Annotated in this window: 25 protein-coding genes and 1 other RNA gene; 13 read left to right on the plus strand and 13 right to left on the minus strand. The window is 45.8% G+C overall.

What is annotated here, in order from left to right:
• Positions 1 to 61: 61 nt before the first annotated feature.
• Positions 62 to 420, plus strand: a transfer-messenger RNA (tmRNA) gene (gene ssrA, locus ICV36_RS07330).
• A 79-nt stretch (positions 421 to 499) separates the two neighbouring features.
• Here the strand turns inward: ssrA and ICV36_RS07335 are convergent.
• The 7 genes from ICV36_RS07335 to ICV36_RS07365 all read right to left on the minus strand — a co-directional run bounded on the left by ICV36_RS07335 (position 500) and on the right by ICV36_RS07365 (position 7,206).
• Positions 500 to 2,578 (minus strand): TonB-dependent receptor domain-containing protein, encoded by a 2,079-nt coding sequence (locus tag ICV36_RS07335; RefSeq protein WP_215400062.1) that lies wholly within the window; start codon positions 2,576 to 2,578, stop codon positions 500 to 502.
• Positions 2,579 to 2,662: 84 nt separating this feature from the next.
• On the minus strand, positions 2,663 to 2,842 hold the full coding sequence (hemP, locus tag ICV36_RS10255) for a hemin uptake protein HemP (RefSeq protein ID WP_251374947.1): 180 nt from the start codon (positions 2,840 to 2,842) through the stop codon (positions 2,663 to 2,665).
• Between the two features lie 3 nt (positions 2,843 to 2,845).
• The gene (locus tag ICV36_RS07345; RefSeq protein ID WP_215400063.1) at positions 2,846 to 3,358 is read right to left on the minus strand and encodes an energy transducer TonB; all 513 of its coding nucleotides are present in this window, start codon (positions 3,356 to 3,358) and stop codon (positions 2,846 to 2,848) included.
• A 211-nt stretch (positions 3,359 to 3,569) separates the two neighbouring features.
• A complete protein-coding gene (locus tag ICV36_RS07350) occupies positions 3,570 to 4,742 on the minus strand; it encodes a class I SAM-dependent methyltransferase (protein WP_215400064.1) in 1,173 nt (390 codons plus the stop codon).
• On the minus strand, positions 4,743 to 5,597 hold the full coding sequence (locus ICV36_RS07355) for a pirin family protein (protein ID WP_215400065.1): 855 nt from the start codon (positions 5,595 to 5,597) through the stop codon (positions 4,743 to 4,745).
• Positions 5,598 to 5,618: 21 nt separating this feature from the next.
• Positions 5,619 to 6,170 carry a carboxymuconolactone decarboxylase family protein gene (locus ICV36_RS07360; RefSeq protein WP_215400066.1) on the minus strand — a complete coding sequence of 184 codons (552 nt, stop codon included), beginning with the start codon at positions 6,168 to 6,170 and terminating at the stop codon, positions 5,619 to 5,621.
• A 22-nt stretch (positions 6,171 to 6,192) separates the two neighbouring features.
• Positions 6,193 to 7,206: a tripartite tricarboxylate transporter substrate binding protein gene (locus ICV36_RS07365; RefSeq protein ID WP_215400067.1), complete on the minus strand. Its 1,014-nt coding sequence runs from the start codon at positions 7,204 to 7,206 to the stop codon at positions 6,193 to 6,195.
• An 88-nt stretch (positions 7,207 to 7,294) separates the two neighbouring features.
• Between ICV36_RS07365 and ICV36_RS07370 the strand changes: the two genes are divergently transcribed.
• The 7 genes from ICV36_RS07370 (at position 7,295) to ICV36_RS07400 (ending at position 13,681) form a co-directional block, all read left to right on the plus strand.
• Entirely contained in the window at positions 7,295 to 8,071 is a 777-nt protein-coding gene (locus ICV36_RS07370; RefSeq protein ID WP_215400068.1) for a sulfurtransferase, read from the plus strand.
• A 151-nt stretch (positions 8,072 to 8,222) separates the two neighbouring features.
• Positions 8,223 to 9,161: a tripartite tricarboxylate transporter substrate binding protein gene (locus ICV36_RS07375; protein WP_251374949.1), complete on the plus strand. Its 939-nt coding sequence runs from the start codon at positions 8,223 to 8,225 to the stop codon at positions 9,159 to 9,161.
• 55 nt (positions 9,162 to 9,216) lie between these two features.
• The gene (locus tag ICV36_RS07380) at positions 9,217 to 10,590 is read left to right on the plus strand and encodes an MmgE/PrpD family protein (RefSeq protein WP_215400070.1); all 1,374 of its coding nucleotides are present in this window, start codon (positions 9,217 to 9,219) and stop codon (positions 10,588 to 10,590) included.
• A gap of 19 nt (positions 10,591 to 10,609) precedes the next feature.
• Entirely contained in the window at positions 10,610 to 11,587 is a 978-nt protein-coding gene (locus ICV36_RS07385) for a D-2-hydroxyacid dehydrogenase family protein (protein WP_215400071.1), read from the plus strand.
• Positions 11,588 to 11,615: 28 nt separating this feature from the next.
• Positions 11,616 to 12,164, plus strand: a complete 549-nt coding sequence (locus tag ICV36_RS07390) for a chromate transporter (protein ID WP_215400072.1) — start codon at positions 11,616 to 11,618, stop codon at positions 12,162 to 12,164.
• Positions 12,161 to 12,685, plus strand: a complete 525-nt coding sequence (locus tag ICV36_RS07395; protein WP_251374951.1) for a chromate transporter — start codon at positions 12,161 to 12,163, stop codon at positions 12,683 to 12,685. The genes ICV36_RS07390 and ICV36_RS07395 overlap by 4 nt, the downstream gene beginning before the upstream one ends.
• Before the next feature lie 18 nt (positions 12,686 to 12,703).
• Positions 12,704 to 13,681, plus strand: a complete 978-nt coding sequence (locus ICV36_RS07400) for a tripartite tricarboxylate transporter substrate binding protein (protein WP_215400074.1) — start codon at positions 12,704 to 12,706, stop codon at positions 13,679 to 13,681.
• A gap of 60 nt (positions 13,682 to 13,741) precedes the next feature.
• Here ICV36_RS07400 and crcB read toward each other — a convergent pair whose 3' ends face one another.
• Genes crcB through ICV36_RS07420 form a run of 4 tightly spaced genes read right to left on the minus strand, consistent with a single transcriptional unit; the run spans position 13,742 to position 15,268 of the window.
• Positions 13,742 to 14,119, minus strand: a complete 378-nt coding sequence (gene crcB / locus ICV36_RS07405; RefSeq protein WP_215400075.1) for a fluoride efflux transporter CrcB — start codon at positions 14,117 to 14,119, stop codon at positions 13,742 to 13,744.
• Between the two features lie 10 nt (positions 14,120 to 14,129).
• Positions 14,130 to 14,909, minus strand: a complete 780-nt coding sequence (gene ygiD, locus ICV36_RS07410; RefSeq protein WP_215400076.1) for a 4,5-DOPA dioxygenase extradiol — start codon at positions 14,907 to 14,909, stop codon at positions 14,130 to 14,132.
• A 9-nt stretch (positions 14,910 to 14,918) separates the two neighbouring features.
• Positions 14,919 to 15,056, minus strand: a complete 138-nt coding sequence (locus ICV36_RS07415; RefSeq protein ID WP_012358215.1) for a hypothetical protein — start codon at positions 15,054 to 15,056, stop codon at positions 14,919 to 14,921.
• 44 nt (positions 15,057 to 15,100) lie between these two features.
• Entirely contained in the window at positions 15,101 to 15,268 is a 168-nt protein-coding gene (locus tag ICV36_RS07420) for a hypothetical protein (RefSeq protein ID WP_215400077.1), read from the minus strand.
• Positions 15,269 to 15,296: 28 nt separating this feature from the next.
• On the opposite strand from ICV36_RS07420, the gene ICV36_RS07425 reads away from it, so the two are divergent.
• On the plus strand, positions 15,297 to 15,959 hold the full coding sequence (locus tag ICV36_RS07425) for a site-2 protease family protein (protein ID WP_215400078.1): 663 nt from the start codon (positions 15,297 to 15,299) through the stop codon (positions 15,957 to 15,959).
• A gap of 66 nt (positions 15,960 to 16,025) precedes the next feature.
• The gene (locus ICV36_RS07430; protein WP_251374952.1) at positions 16,026 to 16,481 is read left to right on the plus strand and encodes a cytochrome c; all 456 of its coding nucleotides are present in this window, start codon (positions 16,026 to 16,028) and stop codon (positions 16,479 to 16,481) included.
• Positions 16,482 to 16,506: 25 nt separating this feature from the next.
• Here ICV36_RS07430 and ICV36_RS07435 read toward each other — a convergent pair whose 3' ends face one another.
• Together ICV36_RS07435 and ICV36_RS07440 are read right to left on the minus strand one after the other, a co-directional pair.
• Positions 16,507 to 17,187 (minus strand): cytochrome b/b6 domain-containing protein, encoded by a 681-nt coding sequence (locus ICV36_RS07435; RefSeq protein ID WP_215400079.1) that lies wholly within the window; start codon positions 17,185 to 17,187, stop codon positions 16,507 to 16,509.
• Positions 17,188 to 17,302: 115 nt separating this feature from the next.
• The gene (locus tag ICV36_RS07440; RefSeq protein WP_215400080.1) at positions 17,303 to 18,244 is read right to left on the minus strand and encodes a 3-hydroxyacyl-CoA dehydrogenase family protein; all 942 of its coding nucleotides are present in this window, start codon (positions 18,242 to 18,244) and stop codon (positions 17,303 to 17,305) included.
• An 85-nt stretch (positions 18,245 to 18,329) separates the two neighbouring features.
• Here ICV36_RS07440 and ICV36_RS07445 point away from each other — a divergent pair, with 85 nt between their 5' ends.
• Genes ICV36_RS07445 through ICV36_RS07455 form a run of 3 tightly spaced genes read left to right on the plus strand, consistent with a single transcriptional unit; the run spans position 18,330 to position 21,185 of the window.
• Positions 18,330 to 19,259, plus strand: coding sequence for a 2-hydroxyacid dehydrogenase (locus tag ICV36_RS07445; RefSeq protein ID WP_215400081.1), 930 nt, complete (start codon positions 18,330 to 18,332; stop codon positions 19,257 to 19,259).
• Positions 19,260 to 19,274: 15 nt separating this feature from the next.
• Positions 19,275 to 20,201: a dihydrodipicolinate synthase family protein gene (locus tag ICV36_RS07450; RefSeq protein ID WP_215400082.1), complete on the plus strand. Its 927-nt coding sequence runs from the start codon at positions 19,275 to 19,277 to the stop codon at positions 20,199 to 20,201.
• A 33-nt stretch (positions 20,202 to 20,234) separates the two neighbouring features.
• Entirely contained in the window at positions 20,235 to 21,185 is a 951-nt protein-coding gene (locus tag ICV36_RS07455; RefSeq protein ID WP_215400083.1) for a TAXI family TRAP transporter solute-binding subunit, read from the plus strand.
• Positions 21,186 to 21,218 lie beyond the last annotated feature (33 nt).

Here is a 21,218-nt window from a genome sequence, read left to right on the forward strand (position 1 = left end):
AAAGATATTGAGCAATTTCAGGGCAGCGGCCTTAAAATAGGAACTCTTATGCATGAACTCCGGGGTCGACATGGTTTCGACGTGGATTACAAAGCATCAAGGGCATACCGAGGACCCGTTATCTCGTAAATCAATGGGAATGTTTTAACTGCAAACGACGAACGTTTCGCACTAGCCGCTTAATTGCGGTTGCCCCTGAACTGATTCTCTCTTGGGTCAGCTAGCGCAAGCTAGATCAGGGTCATTTACAAGAGATAAGATCATTTCATGTCACGGGGAATGATTCGAAAACTAAGTGAATCGTCAGCAAAGAACGTGTCAGTCCGTGCTTAACTGATTAAATCAAATGATATGACTAAGTATGTAGAACTTGTTGTGGAGGATTTGCGGACGCGGGTTCGATTCCCGCCGACTCCACCAATTTGAAGTCTCTAACAGTCAAACGCCACCTTCTTTGGTGGCGTTTTTCTTTTCTTAAAACATGGTTATGCACTCAATCTTAATTAAATTGATAACTCATGCCAGCCTGAAAATTCAGGGGTGCGCCAGCAAATATGCCATCTGGGCTGCGACTAGAGATATATCGCTTATCAAAAAGATTGTTAATTACTCCAAATACTTTCCAATCTTTATTGATCGCATAGTTAGCACTCCAATTCACTGTTGTAAATGCAGGGATCTCACCCAAAGTACCGATGGCATTTTCTACAACCGTATTTGCTGAATCAGCATATTGTGCTGAAACATAATTGAGGCTGACTAAAGTATTGAAACTATTCTTTTCGTAACTAAGTCCCAAGTTCGAGGTCAGCTTCGGAGTGTAGGGAATGCGATTACCATCCCTGCCTAATGAGTTCGTGCCTACAAACCTTGCGACTGGAATGTAGGTGGCGTTACCGCTAACTCCCCAACCACGCCCTAATAGATAGGCTAAAGATGTCTCGGCGCCCTGATGCAAACTTTGCCCACCATTCGCTTTAGAAATTCCCGCAGCCAAACTTTGATTCACAATTTGGTTGCTAAAGTTCATGCTAAAAATCGCTGAATCATAAGAAAATCCACCCGATCGACCGCGTAAGCCGAGCTCCATATTGGTTGACCGTTCTGGCGCTAACTGCTGATCAACCCCCTTGTCATCAATCGCACTCGCTAATTGTGCTGGTGCGAACCCTTTGTAAATGCTGCCATATACTTGCACTTGAGGAATGACCTGCCAAGTCGCACCAATCTGTGGAATAGTTTCCACATTCTTAGCGCTACCACTCTTGTTGGTAATGACATTCGAACGCGTTTGGTTGTAACTCTCCACGCGCACTCCGGGTATTACAGCAAAATCTTTCGTTAATAAGAAACGATTTTTGGCATACATTGCAAGCGAATTAGCTTTATTGTCTTCATTGAATGAAACTCGACCAGAGTAAGCGGTTGTTTTAGAGCTCACTAGTTGATTGATTTGAGATTCAGTATGCAAGCGAATACCAAACTCTGCTTCATTTGAAATTCCTAAGGCCTTATAGGCATGACTGATTCGAGAATCTAAACCTAACATCTGAAACTCTCGATTTCGACCTACTAGACAGTCTGCACCAATATTGCAAGGTTTAAAGATGGTGGCATCTTGGGTTCGATTCACAATACTTTGTCGCCAATAGTCTCGCGATAACTTACTCCAATACATCAAGGTATTAATCTTGGTATCTGGGCTAATTTCCAGCGAGTGATTGATATCTACCGCATTTCTTTGGGTTATGAAGCGATCATTGGGTGCTGGATTATCTTTACTGCGATTAATGTATTGATTGGGACGAAAACCCACATAGGATGTATTGATGTTGTTATCGTAATGGGTGTATTTCAAGCTGAGCCACTGATTTTGTGCAATCTCAATGCCACCCTTCATCAAGATGTCATACATCTTAAAACCGTTACCCTGGTATCCATTCGACTCAGATTGAATCAGATTGATGCCCCCGATTGCACCATTTGATGATGACTTACCTCCCGCCTCAATCTCCGCCAGACGATACCCATAATTTCCTACCTTGCCAGTTAACTTAAATCCCTGAGAGGGCGTTTTACTGAGGTAATTAACAACGCCGCCAATATTCGATGGCCCATATTGCAGACCTGAGGCACCTTTCAAAACTTCAATGCCACCAATTCGCTCTACTGGTGGGCTGTAGTACGAAGCATTTGAAATAAATAAGCTTGGCTGAATTGGAGCCCCATCCTCGAGGAGCAATACTTTTGTGCTCCGACCTGGACCTAAGCCACGAATGCCAATATTCGGAATAGCCCCCAAGCCACCTTCATCACCGCGAATATTGACCCCAGGAATCGTCTTTAAGACGTCCTGCAGCGATTGAGGCTGCAACTCCTCCATCTTCTTTTGATTAATAACATCAACCGTTCCTGGAATTTTGCTCAAGGCATTTTCCTCGCGGCCAACAATATCAATCCTAGGTAACTCAATATCCTCAGCACACACCCAGTTTGAAAATGAGCTGCCATACAACAACGCAACCGATGAGAACCAGGCCAGCCTGTTTCGAGAACGAAAAACTACTTGATGCTTCATATACCATCTCCAGTGATAAAAATAAAAAATCGCTGGCTATATGCATATGAAAATGCTCTTGCTGGCTAGAAACTGATTCGATTGCTACTTAGTCAATATGAGTTTTCCCAGTTTGGTAATGCGCAATTGATATACCTGTCCATCATGCAGAATGCAGATCTGCTTCATGTGGCCCAATAGCGCTTCACTAGAGATTGTTTTTGACAAAAAATAAGAGCGGCATTCATCTTGTGGGTTGGTGGTTGACGCAATCTTCTTGATCAAGAACTACCCCTCCAATATGAATTGCACAGGAGTCTGAAAGCACTGCAAGGAAAGACTGACAGAATTGGCTGCAACTGGAGCAAATCTCCACTGCGCTAGGGTTGTTAAGGCTGATTGATCCAAACTATGAAAGCCTGAGCTCTTTGAGATGCCAGCCTCCCCCACAATACCTTGCTCATCTACGCAGAGCTTTACCATCACCAAGCCCTGCTCCCCCAGTCTTTTACTGCCCAAAGGGTAATGGGGTTTGGGGTTATGTAAAGTTCTCCTAGGTTCACCACTCGCCAAATGACCAACGCCATCAGCACCGTTAACCGATGAAGCCTCGTTCATATGCGTTAAACCGAGATTTTTCTTGCTTGCAAATGCATTGGACTCGGACATGGTTGAGGATTTTTTTAGCAAAGAAGGTTTTGAGTTCTCGCCTACTAGATTGATCGCCAGCACCCCTGGCAAGGATGATTGCTCACCACTAAAAGACCCAGATAGAAGACATAGCAAAACTAATAGATGCATTGCTACTACGCCTGAAATCAGAAAAATATTTTAGATAGCAAACTACAGTGCAAATCACTTCCTTAAAAGATGGATGAGAAATCTCAAGCTAACTTAACGATAAAAATTGTAGTAAGTTAAGTATTGCGCCCGATGATTTTAAGGACGCTACTGTAGATAAACAACCATGATCCCAATGGGGACGGGACTTGTAGGGATATTAAATGTGTTACTACTTTATGGTCAGACGCCAGAGAGACGTGACTTCTTTAGATCTCGCTAAATGCAATGCATCCGTTTTATCAAATACTTTTTGATGGGTAGGTTTAGTATCTAAACGTGTAATCACCTTCAAACCAGCATGCTCAATCCAATCCAAAAGCTGCTGTCTAGATCGCAATCCTAGATGTTCCGCTAAGTCAGAGAGAATTAACCAGCCCTCACCACTTGGAAGTAGATGATCTTTCAGGCTTCCCAAAAAACCCTTCAGCATCTGACTCTCAGGGTCATATACCGCATGCTCTAGAGTGGAGCTAGGTCTTGCTGGTAGCCATGGTGGATTACAAACAATAAGCGCAGCCTTATCTTCTGGGAAAAGATTAGCCTTACGAATTTCAATCTGCGCATTGAGGCCCAGTTGATTGATGTTGTCTTCGGCACAGGCAATGGCTCGATCATTTAAATCAGTCGCAACAATCTTCTGAATATCCCGCAAAGCCAAAACAACCGCCAACACTCCAGTCCCCGTTCCAATATCAAAAGCTACAGAACTTTGTTTTGTAGCCGCTGGTAGCGGGGCTTTCAGTACTATATCAATGTACTCACTTCGCACTGGAGAGAAAACACCATAGTGCGGATGAATGCGAATCTCTTCATCACCTCTAGTAAGAACTTGCACGCCTGTCTTGCGCCACTCATGGGCACTTATGACGCCGAGGAGTTCACGCAGAGAGATAACATAAGGCGCAGTCTGCTCACCATAAGCCTCTAGGCAAGCCTGAGCAACATTTGGGGCGCGCCTCAATGAGATGCTGTGGTCAGCATTTACCTCTATCAAAATCATTCCCAATATACGGGCACGCTGTGATTGAGCAAGGCGATGTAGATTGAATGTATCTAGAGGACTTTTGACTTTATCTTTAGCAAGTCTATCGACTCTAGTGGACTTCTTAGAGGGTTTATCCACTCTACGTACCAAAGCCTGCATAAGTTGCCGAGCATTCTGGAAGTCGCCCCTATAGAGCAATGCGGTACCTTCACAAGCGAGTCGATACGCAATATCAGCAGTCAGAGTGTCATCAGCGATCTGAATCTTTTTGTGAGGCGCTATGCCATTTTCAGAATGCCACTGAGCAGAACGGACTTGTTCACCCTCTTCCCACTGAAGGGTTGCTAATTGAGTCACCTAGGAAACCACAAAGCGATTGTTTTGATAATCATCAATGGCCTGTTCAATTTCTGCACGGGTATTCATTACAAAGGGGCCGTATTGAACAATTGGCTCATGAAGTGGCAAAGCAGCTAGAACAATAAATTGCGCGCCAGCTGAACCTGCTTTGGCTTTTAAACGATCGCCATCCCCAAGCACAATGGCGGCTTGCTTTGGCGCCGGCATCATTGGTCCACCTATTTCTAGCTCACCTTCATATACATAAACGAAAGCATTGAGCTCTTTAGGAATGCGATGTTCAAATTCCGCATTAGAGGGCAAGTGCACATCCAAAAATAAAGGTGAAGTGGTAATGCCTTGAATGGGGCCCCGCACTTCTTTGTCATCCTGCTTATAGGTGCCAGCAATCACCTTTACTGAGCCGCCATTGCTTAATTCAATCTGCGGAATGTCTTCAACCTGAATATCTTTATATCCAGCAGGCTTCATCTTTTCTTTTGCCGGCAAGTTAATCCACAGCTGAAAACCGCGCATAGCGCCGCTTACCTGCTGTGGCATCTCTGAGTGAATAATGCCGCGCCCTGCAGTCATCCACTGCACGCCACCCGTCTTCAAATGCCCTTGATTACCCAAATGATCTTCATGCAGCATGTGACCTTCAAGCATATAAGTCACTGTCTCAAATCCCCGATGGGGATGGGCCGGAAAACCTGCTACATAGTCATTCGGATCATTCGAAGAAAACTCATCGAGCATCAAAAAAGGATCTAACCTGACTTGATTCTGACCACCAAGGCTACGGCGTAACTTCACACCCGCACCATCAGAGGTGGCAATTCCAGGAATGATGGTTTGAATATTGCGGATCATCTTCTTTGAATTATTCTTCCGTCAAGCAGGAGGATGATCTTCCGGGTTCACGTCTAGCGCGATCAGGAAGCGCGACACCATGTTGTATGCAGCAATCACTGTGACTAACTCAACTGTATCGGTATTACCTAACGCCTTTTGCAAACGCTTCATCAATTCAGGGTCCACTTTGATGTTGCGCGTCATCTGAAAAGTTAATTCGGCTGCATCATTTTCAACTGGAGAGTACAAATTCTTTGGAAAATTTGGTTGGCCAATTAGTCGCAAGCCCTGAACCTGTTCCTCAGTGCCGCCTGCCTTTTTGAACGGCGGCGCATGATGAAAGAACTCATACTCAGCACCATTGAGAACGGCCACCCCACACATTGCCAATTCACGTAGTTTTGGATCTAAGGAGAGATTATTGCGAATCTCGCCAATAAAATGATTCCAACCCTCGGCGATGGGAATGCTATGTAAGAGCATGCGGTCTAAATTAATAAACTGACCGCCACGTCTTTTACGAATGGCGGCCACTAACTCAGCTGGCTCAGCCAAATCCATTGGCTGATATGGGATTAAACGTTCTGTCATAAATCTCTCTGATGAATGTTTCCTACTGAGCAGTTTCTTTAATGTTGTTTTCAATAACAAACTTACCCCAGATACCAATCTGTTTGCCAATGAAATCTTGAGCAGCTGCAGGAGTTCCACCAACAATTTGAATTCCTTGAGCCTTAAACTTTTCAGCTACCGCTGGTGTTTTCAATGCTTTATTTAAAGCTTTATTCATGGCATCTACAACTGCGGTTGGTGTTTTACCTGGCGCCAGTACTGCCCACCAAGCTGGAGCACTAAAACCTGGGAAGCCACTTTCAGAAATCGTTGGCACATTTGGTAGGGATGGCGATCTTTTAGCAGTAGTAATCACCAATGGAATCACGCCACCGCTATCAATATGAGGCTTTACTAAAAATTCTGAGCCGACCGCCAATTCAACTTGGCCGCCCAAAGCGTCTTGCATCAAAGGGCCGCCGCCACGATACGGTATGTGATTCCAATCAAAACCCGCCTGCTTAGCAAGGCGAGCCATCGCTAAATGCCCGAGGCTGCCAATACCAATTGATCCGTAACTAAATTGCTTTCCCGTTTTAGAAAGATCGACCAATTGCTTAAAACTAGTAATGCCCGATTTTTTGCTAGCAACCAAAACCATGGGGGACGTGCCAACCAAAATTACAGGGGCAATGTCCTTAATGGAGTCATACGGAAGTTTGTCTTTGAGGCTAGGATTAACGCCATGGGTATCAAACACCACCGCGAAGGTATATCCATCAGGATCTGAGCGCGTCATCGCTGAAGTACCAATCACGCCTGATGCTCCACCAACGTTCTCCACAATCACGTTCTGCTTTAACTCTGACTGCAAGGCTGGTGCCAATACGCGGGCAACTTGATCAACTGAGCCACCTGGCGGAAATACCGCAATCAAACGAATTGGCTTTTGGGTAGGCCAGGTACCAACACCTGCGCCTTGACCCAAGGCATACGTACTTAGCCCCAAAGCCATCAAAGCCACTAAGACGCTGTTTTTAAAGGTTCTTTTGATTATTTTTGTTAAATCCTGCATGGATTTGTCTCCTATTGGTAAGAACTGAAGATTAACACCCCCTTAGCCTATTTGCTCGATAATGCTGATGTAGCCCAGTGAGAGAAAGATGAAGTCGATTCTAAATATCGCCGCCTATTTATTTGTCAGCCTAGATGGCCTGCCAGAGCTGCGCGCCAGAATGCTGGATGAATGCAATGCACGCCAACTCAAGGGCACTATCTTGTTGACGGGCGAAGGCATCAATATGTTCCTTGCTGGTAAGCCAGGTGAGCTGCGCGGATTTCTAGACTGGCTCAGGACAGACCCCCGATTTGCACCACTACAAGCCAAAGAAAGTTGGTCTGAAGAGCAGCCATTTAAAAAGATGCTGATTAAGCTCAAAAATGAAATTATCCGCATGAACCACCCAACGATTCGCCCGGAGGAAGGTCGTGCCAATTTCATCACTCCACAAAAACTGCAGGAGTGGTTAGATCGCGGCACCGATGATTTAGGTCGCCCTGTTGTCATGATAGATACACGAAATGCCTTTGAAGTCGATTACGGCACTTTTGAAAACGCTTTGCATTTCAATATCGAAAAGTTCACCGAATTCCCAGCTGCCATATCCGCGCATAAAGAAGAGCTTGCAGATAAAACCTTGGTCAGTTTTTGTACTGGCGGCATTCGCTGCGAAAAATCAGGGTTGTATATGCGGGAGATTGGCATGCAGCACAGTTACCAATTAGAGGGTGGGATTTTGAAGTACTTTGAAGAGGTTGGCTCCGCACACTATCAAGGTAGCTGCTTTGTCTTTGATGAGCGCGAGGCCTTGGAACCAAACCTCGATTCCATACCCCTAGAGCGCTCTATACGGAAAAAACTTAAAGCGAGTTCTGCCTAAAGGGTAGTAAGCTCAGAAATAGTAGAATTACCAAGTAGTAACAAAGCTGTACAAAACTAATAAAACAATAATTCGGACTCGAGACATGTCTAAAACGATTAATCGGCAAAAGCCGATTTTTTTATCATCCCTTATCTGCGCATTTCTAGGGATGGCAATCCATTGCACTGTACAAGCGCAAAGTGCAGTGCCAGCATATCCAATGAAACCTATCAAACTCATTGCACCTGTAGCTGCTGGCGGTGGTTTAGATAATATTGCGCGCGCTGTTGCGGAAAAGCTCTCACGCTCCATCGGCCAAACTGTCGTTGTAGAAAATATGGGCGGTGGCGGTGGCTCAATCGCCTCCCAAGCAACTGCTAAAGCACCGGCTGATGGCTACACCCTCATGATTGCTTATGTTGGGACGCACGGCACCAATCCAGCCGTTCGAAAATTACCTTACGATGCCCTCAAAGATTTCACCCCGATTGGCATGATTGGCGCTACGCCTAATGTGCTCATCATCAATCCCGAGCTACCCATCAAAAACTTAAAAGAGTTTGTCGATTACGCCAAAAAGAATCCTGCAAAATTAAGTTACGGCTCAGCAGGGCCTGGAACACTTACTCATCTGGGCATGGAGCAATTCAAATTAGCCGCGGGAATATTCATGGTGCATGTACCGTATCGCGGTGTTGGTCCTGCTTATACGGACTTATTGGCCGGCCAAACCCAAGCAATGTTTCCAACCCTGTTTGCAGGGCTTCCTTATATCAATACCAATCGCGTGCGCGGTTTAGCCATTACTGGATCTAAGCGTAGTTCAGCCGCCCCTAATATTCCGACCTTCAAGGAGTTGGGTTACAGCGGTTTTGATGGTCAGCAATGGTACGGTTTAGTGGGTCCAGCTAATTTACCGCCAGCTATTGTTACAAAGCTAAATACTGAGCTCAACAAAGTCTTGGTGTTGCCAGAATTTTCCGAAAAGATGACTAGTGAAGCAATGACGCTGATGCCAATGACCCCATCTCAATTTGCGAACTACATCAAAGAAGACATTGCACGCTGGGCAAAAGTAGCCAAGGATCGCAATATTGAAATTGAATAATCCATTTACAAAAAAATAATTCATTTAAATTTACTAAATCAATAGGGACTTTTATATGTCACACGCAATTGCAGCGGCGGCCGATCTCAATGCACCACCTGTTACTAAAATATTGGCTGAATTTGTTAATGCCCATCCAGGCCAAGGATGGACTCCTGAGGTTGAACACGAGGCGCATCGCACATTCTTAAACTGGCTCGGTTGTGCTATTGGTGCTGCCAATCATGAGAGCGTTGAATCTTCATTGGCTGCTATTCGTGAATTTCAACCGGCGCCACAAGCCAGCATTCTCGGACGTAAAGACAAAGTGGATATGGGCGGTGCAGCACTCATCAATGGCATCAGTTCACACACTTTTGACTTTGATGACACACACCTTAAAACCGTTATTCATCCAGCTGGTCCAGTAGCATCTGCAATCCTAGCCTTGGGTGAACATATTGGCGCTAACGGTCGCCAAATGATCGACTCTCTTGTTTTGGGAATCGATGTTGCCTGTCGCGTTGGCAATGCCATGTATCCAGACCACTACCATCGCGGTTGGCATATTACCGGCTCTACTGGCATGCTAGGATCTGCTGCTGCCTGTTCACGTCTAATGGGTCTCGATTTACAAAAAACAACGATGGCTCTTGGCATTGCCGCCTCACAACCAGTTGGTATGCGTGAGCAATTTGGCACGATGACAAAACCATTTCATCCAGGCGGTGCTGCTCGTGCAGGCCAACTTTCTGCATTACTAGCAAAGCATGGCTTTACTGCAAGCCCCAAAGCACTGGAGGCGGGTCGTGGATATATGCAGACTGTTTCTACAAAATGTGACTGGTCAGAAATTGATCGCGCCCTAGGAAAATCTTTTGAAATCTCCTTAAACACCTATAAGCCATTCGCTTGCGGTATCGTAATTCACCCAGCCATTGATGCCTGTGCACAATTACGGGCTCAAGGCGTTAACGCAGAAGATGTAGAACGCATTGAACTGCGTGTTCACCCATTAGTGCTTGAGCTCACTGGCAAAAAAACACCGAAAGATGGTTTAGAGGGCAAGTTCAGCGTTTACCACGGCTGCGCAGTAGGTTTGATTTTTGGTCAAGCTGGTGAAGGTGAATATGCCGATGACATCGTAAACCGTCCTGACGTTATCGCTTTACGTGCTAAAGTAAATGCCACTACTGATACCTCTATTAGCGAAGCGTCAGTTGACGTAAAAGCCTTCCTGAAGAATGGCAAAGAAGTGCACATCTTCGTGAAGAATGCGATTGGCTCTGTAGAGAACCCAATGAGTGACGCAAACTTGGAACAAAAGTTCACCAGCTTAGCGGAACCCATCATTGGTAAAGAAAAAACCCGCCAGCTGATTTCCGCTCTCTGGAAGCTCGGACAAGCGCCTGATCTCAAACACATTCTAAATCTTTGTACTCCAGACTAATCTCAACTGAAAGTTTTTTATGGCTTCACTACCTAATATTGTTGTACTTGGAGACTATGAACGTGCGCTTCGTCGGTTCTCTAACTGGGATAAGTTAGATCAACAGACGAATCTCACTATTCATCATGAGCCTTTACGAGATGAAGCGCTATATGAAGCCGTTAAAGATGCAGATGCCATTGCCATCGTAAGAGATCGCTCTCCATTTAACGAGGCAATGATTGCGCGCTTACCAAAGCTGAAGTTTTTAATGTTTACAGGTGAACGTAATGGCACTCTTGAGGCATCAGCCTTGGTTTCCAGAAACATTCCCATGGCCTGCACACCCGGTGGTCCATCTAAAGAAACTACCGCAGAGCTAACCTGGGCTCTCATTTTGGGGGCCTCTAAGCGCCTCATTGAAGAAAACAAGCTGATTGCCTCAGGCGGTTGGCGTGATGCCATGTCGCTTTTGCCAATGCTCTCTGGTGAACGTTTGGGGATTATGGGTTTGGGTGCTATTGGTAGTCGTGTAGCCCGCGTTGGTGCTGCATTTGGTATGGAGGTAGTTGCATGGAGCCCTCGCATGACGCCTGAACGTGCCGCTGCTGAAAATGCAAAAGCAGTCAGCCTAGATGAACTCCTTAAAACCTCTAAAGTAGTGTCTATGCACTTGGTGGCGGGACCTGGAACAAAGGGTCTTATTAGCGCAGATCAATTAGCACTCATGCGTCCAGACTCGATTCTGATAAACACCTCCCGTGCTGCACTGATCAATATGCCTGACCTCCAGAAAGCATTGGCTGCAGGCAGACCAGGTCAAGCGGCGGTGGATGTTTTTGATGTGGAGCCTCTCCCAGAAAAAGATAGCTTACGCAACACACCAAATCTCTTAGTAACCCCACATCTTGGATTTATTGCCGAACCTATTTTTGCAACCTTCTCCAAAGGCATTACCGAAACATTGGAAACTTGGTTAGAAAATAAACCGGTGCCACATCCATTTAAGCCCCAATAGAGTCGCAGTAAAACTGCCAAAAATTCACATGCCTACTCAACCGAAGACCCTAACCCCCAAGCAGCTCTTTCTTGGCTTTAGCAAAATTGGGATGTCTGGGTTTGGTGGCGTACTACCTTGGGCACGGCGCACGATTGTTGAGCAAGAGAAATGGCTCACTTCCGAAGAATTTAGCGCCATGCTCGGCATCTGCCAAATTGTTCCAGGCCCAAATATTGTGAACCTCGGAGTATGTGTAGGCAGTCGCTTTGCTGGTGTGCCTGGAGCCTTTGCAGCAGTCATGGGCTTAATGCTGGGACCCGTAGCCATCGTCATTTTGCTTGGAATTCTGTATGAACATTACAGCTATATGCCCGTGGTTCAGGGCTTACTCAGAGGCATCTCTGCAGTAGGAGTGGGCCTTATAGCCAGCACAGGTTTCAAAATGATGCGTACCGAACTGAAATACCCGCCGATGCTCTCTGTTATTTTCTTAACCATTTTAGCGGCGACGTATTTTCATTTGGGTCTAGGCTGGGTAGTATTGCTTGCATCTCCACTGGCATTTTTTTTGGCATGGAAGAAGGTAAAGAAATGATTGGAACTCTCGTCAGCCTCTTTCTCAAACTTTCAGCCTTCTCCTTAGTTGCGTTCGGAGGAATCAACGCTCTCCTGCCAACACTCTATGATTTATCAGTAAACCAAGAGCACTGGATTAATAGTCAAACCTTTGCTGATTACTTTGCTATTGCGCAAGCTGCACCTGGTCCAAACTTAATGACCGTCACACTCATTGGCTGGAAAGTAGGTGGCGTCATCGGCGCAGCTATTGCAACACTGGCGATTGCCTGGCCATCCTCAATCATGATCTATTTCTTGCAGCGCTCTATTTTGGGCATGCGGGATATTCAAAAGCAAAAAATGATTCAAGCAGCTGCTGGCGCTCTAGCGGTAGGTCTAGTGTTATCAGCCGCTTGGGGTATTGCGCTCCAAATCAACACTGGCACGGCCGCCTACTTATTGACCTTTGGCACGATTGCAATTACCTTACTTACACGCTGGCATCCGCTCTACCTCATTGCAATTGGCGGCGCATTGGGTGTCTTGGGATTTATTTAAACGTCTTATGGAAAACATATGAGACTGATTCAACACTTCACCATTTTTCTAGTGAGCTTGCTCTCTGTTTTCGGCAATGCTTCTTTTGCACAAAACAATTACCCTAATAAACCCATCAACTTCATCGTGCCTTATGGCGCTGGCGGAAGTGCTGACTCTCGAAGCCGACAACTCGCACAAAAGATGAGTGTTTTACTCAAGCAACCAATTGTGGTTGATAACAAACCTGGTGCTGGCGGCAATATTGGTACAGAAGCGATTGTTCGATCTGCGCCCGATGGCTACACCATTGGCATGGGAAACTTTGCGCCAATGGCAGTGAATAAAACACTTTTTGGCAATTTACGGTATGACCCAGAAACGGATTTAACACCTATCATCTTGATTGAAAAAGGTCCCTTGGTCTTAGTAGTGAATCCCAACTCTCCTTACAAAACTGTGCAAGATATTGTTGCAGCGGCCAAGGCAAAATCCGGTGTTTTGACATTCTCTTCTGGCGGCATTGGTGGCAGCCATCAGCTCTCTGCGGAATTGTTTGAACTCAATGCTGGCATTCAGATGATTCATGTACCTTATAAAAGCGGATCAGCTGCTTTAACGGATCTTATGGGTGGTAATGTGGATCTCATGTTTGATCAAATGTATTCCGCTGTACCAAGCATTCAAGCAGGCAAGATTCGCCCACTTGCTATTACCAGCAAAAAGCGCTCGCCTCTTTTGCCAAATGTTCCAAGCTTTGCAGAATTGGGTTACCCAAAGGTTGAAGTACTCAATTGGCAGGGATTAATTGCACCAAAGGGCACGCCAAAAGCCATTATTGATAAATTAAATGCTGCTGCAAATGAGGCGCTCAAGGATCCGCAATTACGTGAGCTCATGCTTTCTCAGGGAAATGAGATTGGTGGTGGAAGCCCTGCTGAATTTGCCACTCTGATCAAGTCAGAGGCAGCTAAGTGGAGTACAGTAGTCAAGAGTGCCAATATCAAGCCGGAGTAATCACTGGCACTCAATACTGAATCACTGCAGAATAAAAAAAAGGGGGGCTTGCCCTCTTTTTTATTTAAGCGCTTGGTAAGTCAAGATGCCCAGGAAGGTCAATGCCAGTGAACCCACTAGGTTCATAAGTGCTGTACCCAAAGCCCAGGTAAATTCTCCGCGCTGCATAAAGCCAACAACCTCAGCTGAAAAACTAGAGAAGGTAGTGAGGCCTCCCAAAAAGCCAGTTACAACTAAAAGCTTCCACTCAGCAGAAAGATCAGGGTTGTTGCCAAAGAATGCAACTGCGATACCGATCAAATATCCACCAACCATATTGGATATGAATGTTCCCAAAGGCAAGGATGATGCAACGCCTGCAGTGAGCAAATTAAAGGCTGCCCTTAATAAAGCGCCAAAACCCGCCCCAAAGAAGATTGCAAAAATCGATAGCCACATAATCCGCTCTTTATTGAATTGAAAAACCCAGCATGCTAATAGAACTCATCTCAATTCCATCTGTAAACACTTTCGCTTGCTCACCCTCTTGCTGCAAAGCCAGTGTATATAAAGCTGGCCAATAGTGTTCAGGAGTCGGAATGGAAAGGTGTGCCGCATCACCATAACTCTCCCAATCGATCAAGGCATCATGATGATTGGCACGAATTTCTGAAGCAAAAAATTCATTGAATTTTGTTGCCCAAGGATAGGGCTCTGCCCCTGCTTGCCAATGGATCGTTCGCAAGTTATGCACTATATTGCCACTGGACAGAATCAAGATATTTTCATCACGTAGAGGACGCAACTGCTTTGCTAGCTCGTAGTGCTGACGCGCCGACATAGAGCCATCCAAACTTAACTGCACCACCGGCACGCTGGCATCTGGGTACATGTATTTGAGAATAGACCACGCGCCGTGGTCAACACCCCACTCATTTTCTTCGAGCACTACAGGGACATTTAATAAGGCCTGAACACGATCCGCCAAAGCTGGACTTCCTGGCGCTGGGTATTGAATATCAAAGAGTGCTTGCGGAAATCCGCCAAAGTCGTGAATCGTTTTTGGTTTTGGCATTGCAGTAACCCAAGTACCTCGAGTTACCCAATGCGCTGAAATTACCAATATAGCGTCAGGGCGCTTTAACGATTTTCCAAGAGCCGACCACGCCGCTGTGTAGCGGTTGGGCTCTATGGCATACATTGGACTGCCATGGCCAGCAAATACTGCAGGTTGGCGATGGCTAGTCATTAATGCCGATTAACCGAATACGTAACCTGTGTGAGCTGCAACCAATGCAAACAAAATCGCCAAGCTAGTAGCGGCTCCCAACATCACGATCAATGTAATGATCTTTTTGTTGATTTCTTCTTTTGATTCGTTATGCCATTCGTTCATGCTAAATCCTCTGTAAACACATTAATGAATATGGTAATTATCCACTATCGACCGCGTCCAGCCTTGCGCATCATGCCTTTTCCACCACCAAAACCTGCCTGAGGCCTTCCAGCAGGTCCTGAGGGGCCTTTTGGGGCGGGCGGACGTACCGGTGGCTTAGCTACAGCCGCTTTTACTGGGGTTTTTGATTCAGGCTTCTTTTCGTCAGTCACTTTGAGCTCCTATGGATATCATATTGCCATGATTACCGACTATTCTATCCAAGCCGTCGCCATTAATGCGATTCCTTTGATTTTTGCCATCACCATCCACGAGGCGGCCCATGGCTATGCGGCCCGCAAATTTGGGGACAACACCGCTTATATGCTCGGTCGGGTCAGCCTGAATCCAGCCAAACATATAGATCCTGTTGGCACGATCCTGATTCCACTGGTCTTAATTCTCACGGGGTCCCCCTTTTTAGTGGGTTATGCAAAGCCAGTTCCAGTTAATTTTGGCCGCCTCAGAAATCCCAGAATTGACTCCATTTGGGTTGCTCTAGCAGGCCCGGGATCTAACTTTATTCAGGCACTGATCTGGCTCGTACTTCTAATAGCACTGGTTGGGTTCGGGATTGATGAGAAGTTTCTGATCTCCATGTCTCAAGCGGGCATCACTTGGAATTTGGGCTTACTGGTATTTAACCTCTTTCCTCTGCCACCGCTCGATGGCGGCCGAATTCTTTCAAGCCTATTACCAGCTCGTCAATCGATAGCACTTGGACGACTTGAGCCATGGGGTTTCTTTATCGTTCTGGGGTTAGTATTTACAGGAATCATTGGCGCCCTTTGGATAACCCCCTTGATGCACTTCTTTGAATGGCTCATCCTTTTGCTGACCAGCCCACTTAGAATGCTGTTTTAAGTCGAGCAAAAAGTACTTTTCTGGGATATGCTCAGGCAACGCAACTCACTTGATTAACGGAGAACCATGATGAAATTACAGAAATTTGTTCTAGCAAGTATCACAACTGTTTTGACGATTGGCACAGGTCTCGCATTTGCTCAATTCCAAAAACCAGAAGACGCAATTAAATATCGTCAAAGTGCATTTACGGTCATGGCAAATTCATTTGGGAAAATTGGTGCTGCTGTGAAGGGTGAAGCTCCTTATAACAAGGATGAAGTTGCAAAAAATGCAGCCATTGTTGCCACTCTCTCCTCATTGCCTTGGCAAGCTTTTGGTCCAGGCACCGAAGGTGGTAAAGCACAAGCAGATGTTTGGTCAGATAACGCTAAATTCAAAGCCGCTGCCGACAAGATGCAATTAGCTGTTGCGGATTTAAATAAGGCTGCCCAGTCTGGCGACTTAGATAGCATTAAGAAAACATTTGGCGCAGCAGGAGCAACCTGCAAAGGCTGCCATGATGATTTCAAAAAGAAATAAAAGGAAGTGCTGCCTTGGTTGGTATTTACTTTGTAACTAAGTAGCCCACCGCCACCGCGATCACGCTTAAAAGCACCAAGGCAAAACCGCGCTGCAGAACTCCATCCTTGGATGCGCGACCCAAGTCAGCTGGCAAATATTTTGCCTCCTCACTTGGGTCAATTTCTTTATCGCCACTAATCATTGGCTTAATCAGATTCTCACCTTTAAACTTTTTGTAAGCCCAAATGGCTGCAATATGAATAGTGATGAGGGTATAAATCACCACCTGGTTACCCTCGTGAATCTCCGACAGAAATGAGACAACCCAGCCTGGCACGTATTTTGCTAAAGGCCCTTGGAAAGCGATCTCGTCGTCTACAAATAAACCAGTGAATACTTGAACGCTTAGTACAAATAACAAAGCAAAAACTGATATTGCACCAATAGGGTTGTGACCAAGAACTTTTGGTGAACTTCCACTTAAGTAGTCCAAGATCGCTTTTTTAGTCGGGAAGAATGATGCAAAACGTGCATGGGTTGAGCCAACAAAACCCCAAACAATTCTGAAGATCAATAAAGTTAAAACACTGTAGCCAAAATAAGCATGCCATTGAATTGCATTACCGCCGAGATTGACGCTTATCAAACTTCCGACAATGCAAAGCACTAATAGCCAATGAAATAAACGGATTGGCAAATCCCATATGCGAATGATTTTCTTCATCCCTAAAGGATAACTCGCTTCTCCACTAAAATGGAGGGAATTCATGAATCCTTGGCAAAGCGTTTAACGCCCTGCTGCTGTACCGCATTGTTGCACCCGAAAGATATACCGCTTGCTATTTGATTTCGGGCAGATCTTTTTGAATAATCTTTAAGCCAGCACGCAAAGCCTTTTGATAGCGCTCACGCTCCGCTTTAATAGTCTCAGCGGTCCACTTAAAAAAACCTTCGCCGGTTTTCATACCAAACTTGCCGCTAGCGATGCGATCACTCAAGCACTTTGCTATCGTTGGGGAGTTATTCAGTGTGGGATAAATCGTTGCACCCCCAGCACCATGCACCTCTAAGCCCGCATGATCTCTTTGCATTGCTGGACCTGCGGCGATGTAACGAAAGCCAAAGCCGAAACGGACGGCCTTATCAATATCTTCTGGCGTACAGATGCCTTCATCAACCATGGAGAAGGCCTCGCGTGACAAAGCATGCTGAAGTCGATTGGCTAAAAATCCAGGAAGATCTTTTTTAACAGTAACCGGCACCATTCCGCACGCAGTCATCAAACGTGAAAGGCTGTCGCCAACCATAGCGGAAGTCTTTGCACCATAAACCACCTCGACGCAAGGAACCAAATGTGCAGGCATAAAGAAATGCAGGCCAATCATGCGGGCAGCTGTTTTGAGGCCATTAGCAATCTCACTAATCGGAAAACTCGTGCTATTACTTGCTAAGACCGCCTCCGGTTTTGCATATTTCTCCAGCTTAGCAAACAGCTCACGCTTAATATCCAAACGCTCCGGCACGCACTCAATCACCAAATCGATATCAGACCAATCCACTTCCTCAAGCGTACCCGCAACCGATAGCAAATGAATGCGATGCTCATAGCCAAGTTCGGTCATGGTATTGGCAAAATAATCAGGCAAGAGGGCTCGGCGCTCGGTAGTAGGCTCAACGACTTGAACGGCGCAGCCGCCACGCGCACAAACCGCTGCAACATCTGCACCCATCGTGCCGCCACCCACAATGACCACCTTAGTTTCGGCTGGGGTAAATAACATGAATTCTCTCCTAAATAGGGGCGGACTTTTTCCAAAAAATCCTCTTACAATGAGATCATTATTTCAATAAAAAAGTTAGTGAGACATGATCCCCGTCAATTCGGTGCTGCAGGTCGGCCATTTCCCTGAAATTATGCAAGCAGAGATAGATAGGCGCTTTACCCCTGTTCATCACCTCGATCCAAAAGCGCCCACCCCGGCCGGCGATTTTCAGGCCATATTAATTCGCTCCAACACCCAGCTGCCGCAGATCCTAGTGGAGCAAATCCCCAGCATTCGTATGGTGGCAACTTGTGGAGTTGGCTATGACAACCTCCCTTTAGCCTTTCTAAGGGAAAAAAATATCAAAGTAAGCAATACACCTGGCGTGTTAAACGATGCCGTATGCGAGCTTGCTATTGGCATGATGCTGGCCTTACTCCGCCAATTACCCGCAGCCCAGGAATACGTTAAGAGTACTGCTTGGTCAAAAGCGCCATTTAGATTAACCACCACTTTGGCCGGTAAGTGCGTGGGCATTGCTGGGATGGGTCGCATTGGGCAAGATCTTGCCAAGCGGCTAGAGCCTTTTCAGGTAAGGATTGCCTATTCAGGCCCTAATCAAAAGTCATTACCGTACGACTACCATCCAGATCTCCAAGAATTGGCCAAGGTTTGCGACCTCTTATTCCTAGCCTGCCCCGCAACGCCTGATACTAACAAAATGATTAACGCCAAGGTTTTGGAGGCTTTGGGTCCCTCAGGATATTTAATTAATATTGCCCGTGGAAGCGTGGTGGACGAGAGTGCACTTTTATATGCGCTGCAACATAAAAAGATTGCTGGCGCCGCTCTCGATGTTTTTGAAAACGAACCCAACCCTAATGCCGCCTTTCTATCTCTTGATAATGTATTGTTAACACCACATATCGGGAGCGCTACCTCGGAAACACGGATAGCCATGACTAACTTAGCTATAGATAATTTAGAAGCCTTCTTTAAAAACCAAACACTTCCATCGGAAGTAAATAACTAAAACAACGGAGCCAGTATGACGATTTCCCTGCACCCTTCAACCTTACCCGCAGTGTTGTCCCCAGTAATCACACCATTTAAGGCAGACGGTAACCCAGATGCTGCGAAACTATTGAAGCAATGCAAATGGCTTGAAGCCAATGGTGTTGGTCAAGCTATATTTGGCACCAACTCTGAAGCAAATTCAATGTCTGCCCCACAAAAGATGGGCACATTAACGGCATTGATTGAAGGCGGCCTAAATCCAGATCATTTAATGCCTGGTACTGGCGCAACATCGATTGATGCAACGGTCAACATGACTCGTCACGCCGTGAATCATCAGTGCGCAGGGGTATTAATGCTGCCACCCTTCTATTACAAAGACGTTTCTGATGATGGATTGTTTGCCTATTTTTCTGAAGTCATTCAAAAGGTGGGTAGCACTGCACTTCAGATTTATATCTACAACATTCCGCCAGTAACTAAAATAAATTTGAGCTTATCTTTACTGGAGCGTTTAGCCAAAGAATACCCAAAGACTGTTGTCGGCATGAAGGATAGTTCTGGCGACTGGTCTTACACAGAATCTGTTATCAAATTATTAGCGCCGCACGGCTTCCGCGTATATGCTGGCAGCGAAGTATTTCTGATGCGCGCTCTGCGTGCTGGCGGCGTTGGCTGCATCTCCGCCACCGCTAATGTGAATCCAAAGGCTATTGCAGATTTGGCAGCGCACTGGAGAGAATCGAATGCAGATGATCGCCAAGCAGGCTTAGATCAAGTACGCGGAATTTTTGCCAAGTACCAAATGATTGCTGGCATGAAAACTGCTGTTGCGCATTACACCAATGATCCTGAGTGGCTCAGAGTACGTCCACCACTCATGCAGTTAAGTGCTGATCAACAAGCTCAACTGCTTAGCGAGCTGAAGGCAATCAACTTCGCTATGCCGGGTCTGTAATTTAAAAAACTAAAAAATAATTAGGAGACAACCATGAAACTATTAAAGGCCATTGCTTTATCGCTAAGCTTACTTTGCGCAAGCGTGAGCGCTCAAAATATTTCTATCGCAACTGGCGGAACAGGTGGTGTTTACTACCCGATGGGCGGTGGCTTAGCCTCCGTCCTATCCAGCAAAGTTCCTGGGATGTCCGCTACTGCAGAAGTCACTGGGGGCTCGGTAGACAACTTAAACCTCATTGGTACAGGCAAGCCATACGTTGGCTTCTCCATGGCTGATGCCGCTAAGGACGCTCAGATTGGCGAAGGTAAGTTTGCTGGTAAAAAAGTAGATCTACGCACACTTGTGGTTCTTTATCCAAATCTAATGCACGTGGTAACAGTAGATTCCACTGGCATCAAATCTATGAAGGATTTAAAAGGTAAACGCATTAGTACTGGTGCTCCTGGTAGCGCTACAGAAGTGATGGCCTTTCGCCTGCTAGACGCAGCAGGCATAGATAAAGATAAAGATGTCAAACGTGAGCGCTTAAGCGTTGCTGAATCTGTTAACGCCGTTAAAGACCGTAAGATTGACGCCTTCTTCTGGGTTGGTGGCTTACCTACTGCCGCAGTAACTGATCTTGCCAATAGCCCAGGTATGAAAATTGTCATGGTAGACACCTCGGATGAAGTGCCCCTCATGAATAAGAAATATGGCAATTTATATTTCTCTACAATCATTCCAAAGGCTATGTATAGCGGCATGTCTAAAGACAATAAAGTGGCAGCCGTAGCCAATATCTTGGTTGTAAATGCCAATATGCCAGATGATCAAGCCTATAAGATTGTCAAAACGATGTTTGATAACAAGATTGATCTCGTGCGCACCCATCAGGAATACATGAATGTCAGCCTGGAAAATCAGAAGGCGAAATCCACTCCTGTTGACTTCCATCCAGGCGCTTTAAAGTACTTCAAAGAAAAGAACGTCAAAGTTAATTAAGCATGCAATTGCAATAAGGGGTGAGTGAATCTC

Origin of the sequence: Polynucleobacter sp. MWH-UH35A, from assembly GCF_018687075.1 — a bacterium.
In the GTDB taxonomy this organism is placed as follows: Bacteria; Pseudomonadota; Gammaproteobacteria; order Burkholderiales; family Burkholderiaceae; genus Polynucleobacter.

Excerpts from the sequence above, each read along its gene's own strand:
- ICV36_RS07335 (WP_215400062.1), bottom strand. The coding sequence starts at position 2,578 with ATGAAGCATCAAGTAGTTTTTCGTTCTCGAAACAGGCTGGCCTGGTTC.
- ICV36_RS07345 (WP_215400063.1), bottom strand. The coding sequence starts at position 3,358 with ATGCATCTATTAGTTTTGCTATGTCTTCTATCTGGGTCTTTTAGTGGT.
- ICV36_RS07355 (WP_215400065.1), bottom strand. The coding sequence starts at position 5,597 with ATGATCCGCAATATTCAAACCATCATTCCTGGAATTGCCACCTCTGAT.
- ICV36_RS07360 (WP_215400066.1), bottom strand. The coding sequence starts at position 6,170 with ATGACAGAACGTTTAATCCCATATCAGCCAATGGATTTGGCTGAGCCA.
- ICV36_RS07365 (WP_215400067.1), bottom strand. The coding sequence starts at position 7,206 with ATGCAGGATTTAACAAAAATAATCAAAAGAACCTTTAAAAACAGCGTC.
- ICV36_RS07370 (WP_215400068.1), top strand. The coding sequence starts at position 7,295 with ATGAAGTCGATTCTAAATATCGCCGCCTATTTATTTGTCAGCCTAGAT.
- ICV36_RS07375 (WP_251374949.1), top strand. The coding sequence starts at position 8,223 with ATGGCAATCCATTGCACTGTACAAGCGCAAAGTGCAGTGCCAGCATAT.
- ICV36_RS07380 (WP_215400070.1), top strand. The coding sequence starts at position 9,217 with ATGTCACACGCAATTGCAGCGGCGGCCGATCTCAATGCACCACCTGTT.
- ICV36_RS07385 (WP_215400071.1), top strand. The coding sequence starts at position 10,610 with ATGGCTTCACTACCTAATATTGTTGTACTTGGAGACTATGAACGTGCG.
- ICV36_RS07390 (WP_215400072.1), top strand. The coding sequence starts at position 11,616 with ATGCCTACTCAACCGAAGACCCTAACCCCCAAGCAGCTCTTTCTTGGC.
- ICV36_RS07395 (WP_251374951.1), top strand. The coding sequence starts at position 12,161 with ATGATTGGAACTCTCGTCAGCCTCTTTCTCAAACTTTCAGCCTTCTCC.
- ICV36_RS07400 (WP_215400074.1), top strand. The coding sequence starts at position 12,704 with ATGAGACTGATTCAACACTTCACCATTTTTCTAGTGAGCTTGCTCTCT.
- crcB (WP_215400075.1), bottom strand. The coding sequence starts at position 14,119 with ATGTGGCTATCGATTTTTGCAATCTTCTTTGGGGCGGGTTTTGGCGCT.
- ygiD (WP_215400076.1), bottom strand. The coding sequence starts at position 14,909 with ATGACTAGCCATCGCCAACCTGCAGTATTTGCTGGCCATGGCAGTCCA.
- ICV36_RS07415 (WP_012358215.1), bottom strand. The coding sequence starts at position 15,056 with ATGAACGAATGGCATAACGAATCAAAAGAAGAAATCAACAAAAAGATC.
- ICV36_RS07425 (WP_215400078.1), top strand. The coding sequence starts at position 15,297 with ATGATTACCGACTATTCTATCCAAGCCGTCGCCATTAATGCGATTCCT.
- ICV36_RS07430 (WP_251374952.1), top strand. The coding sequence starts at position 16,026 with ATGATGAAATTACAGAAATTTGTTCTAGCAAGTATCACAACTGTTTTG.
- ICV36_RS07435 (WP_215400079.1), bottom strand. The coding sequence starts at position 17,187 with ATGAAGAAAATCATTCGCATATGGGATTTGCCAATCCGTTTATTTCAT.
- ICV36_RS07440 (WP_215400080.1), bottom strand. The coding sequence starts at position 18,244 with ATGTTATTTACCCCAGCCGAAACTAAGGTGGTCATTGTGGGTGGCGGC.
- ICV36_RS07445 (WP_215400081.1), top strand. The coding sequence starts at position 18,330 with ATGATCCCCGTCAATTCGGTGCTGCAGGTCGGCCATTTCCCTGAAATT.
- ICV36_RS07450 (WP_215400082.1), top strand. The coding sequence starts at position 19,275 with ATGACGATTTCCCTGCACCCTTCAACCTTACCCGCAGTGTTGTCCCCA.
- ICV36_RS07455 (WP_215400083.1), top strand. The coding sequence starts at position 20,235 with ATGAAACTATTAAAGGCCATTGCTTTATCGCTAAGCTTACTTTGCGCA.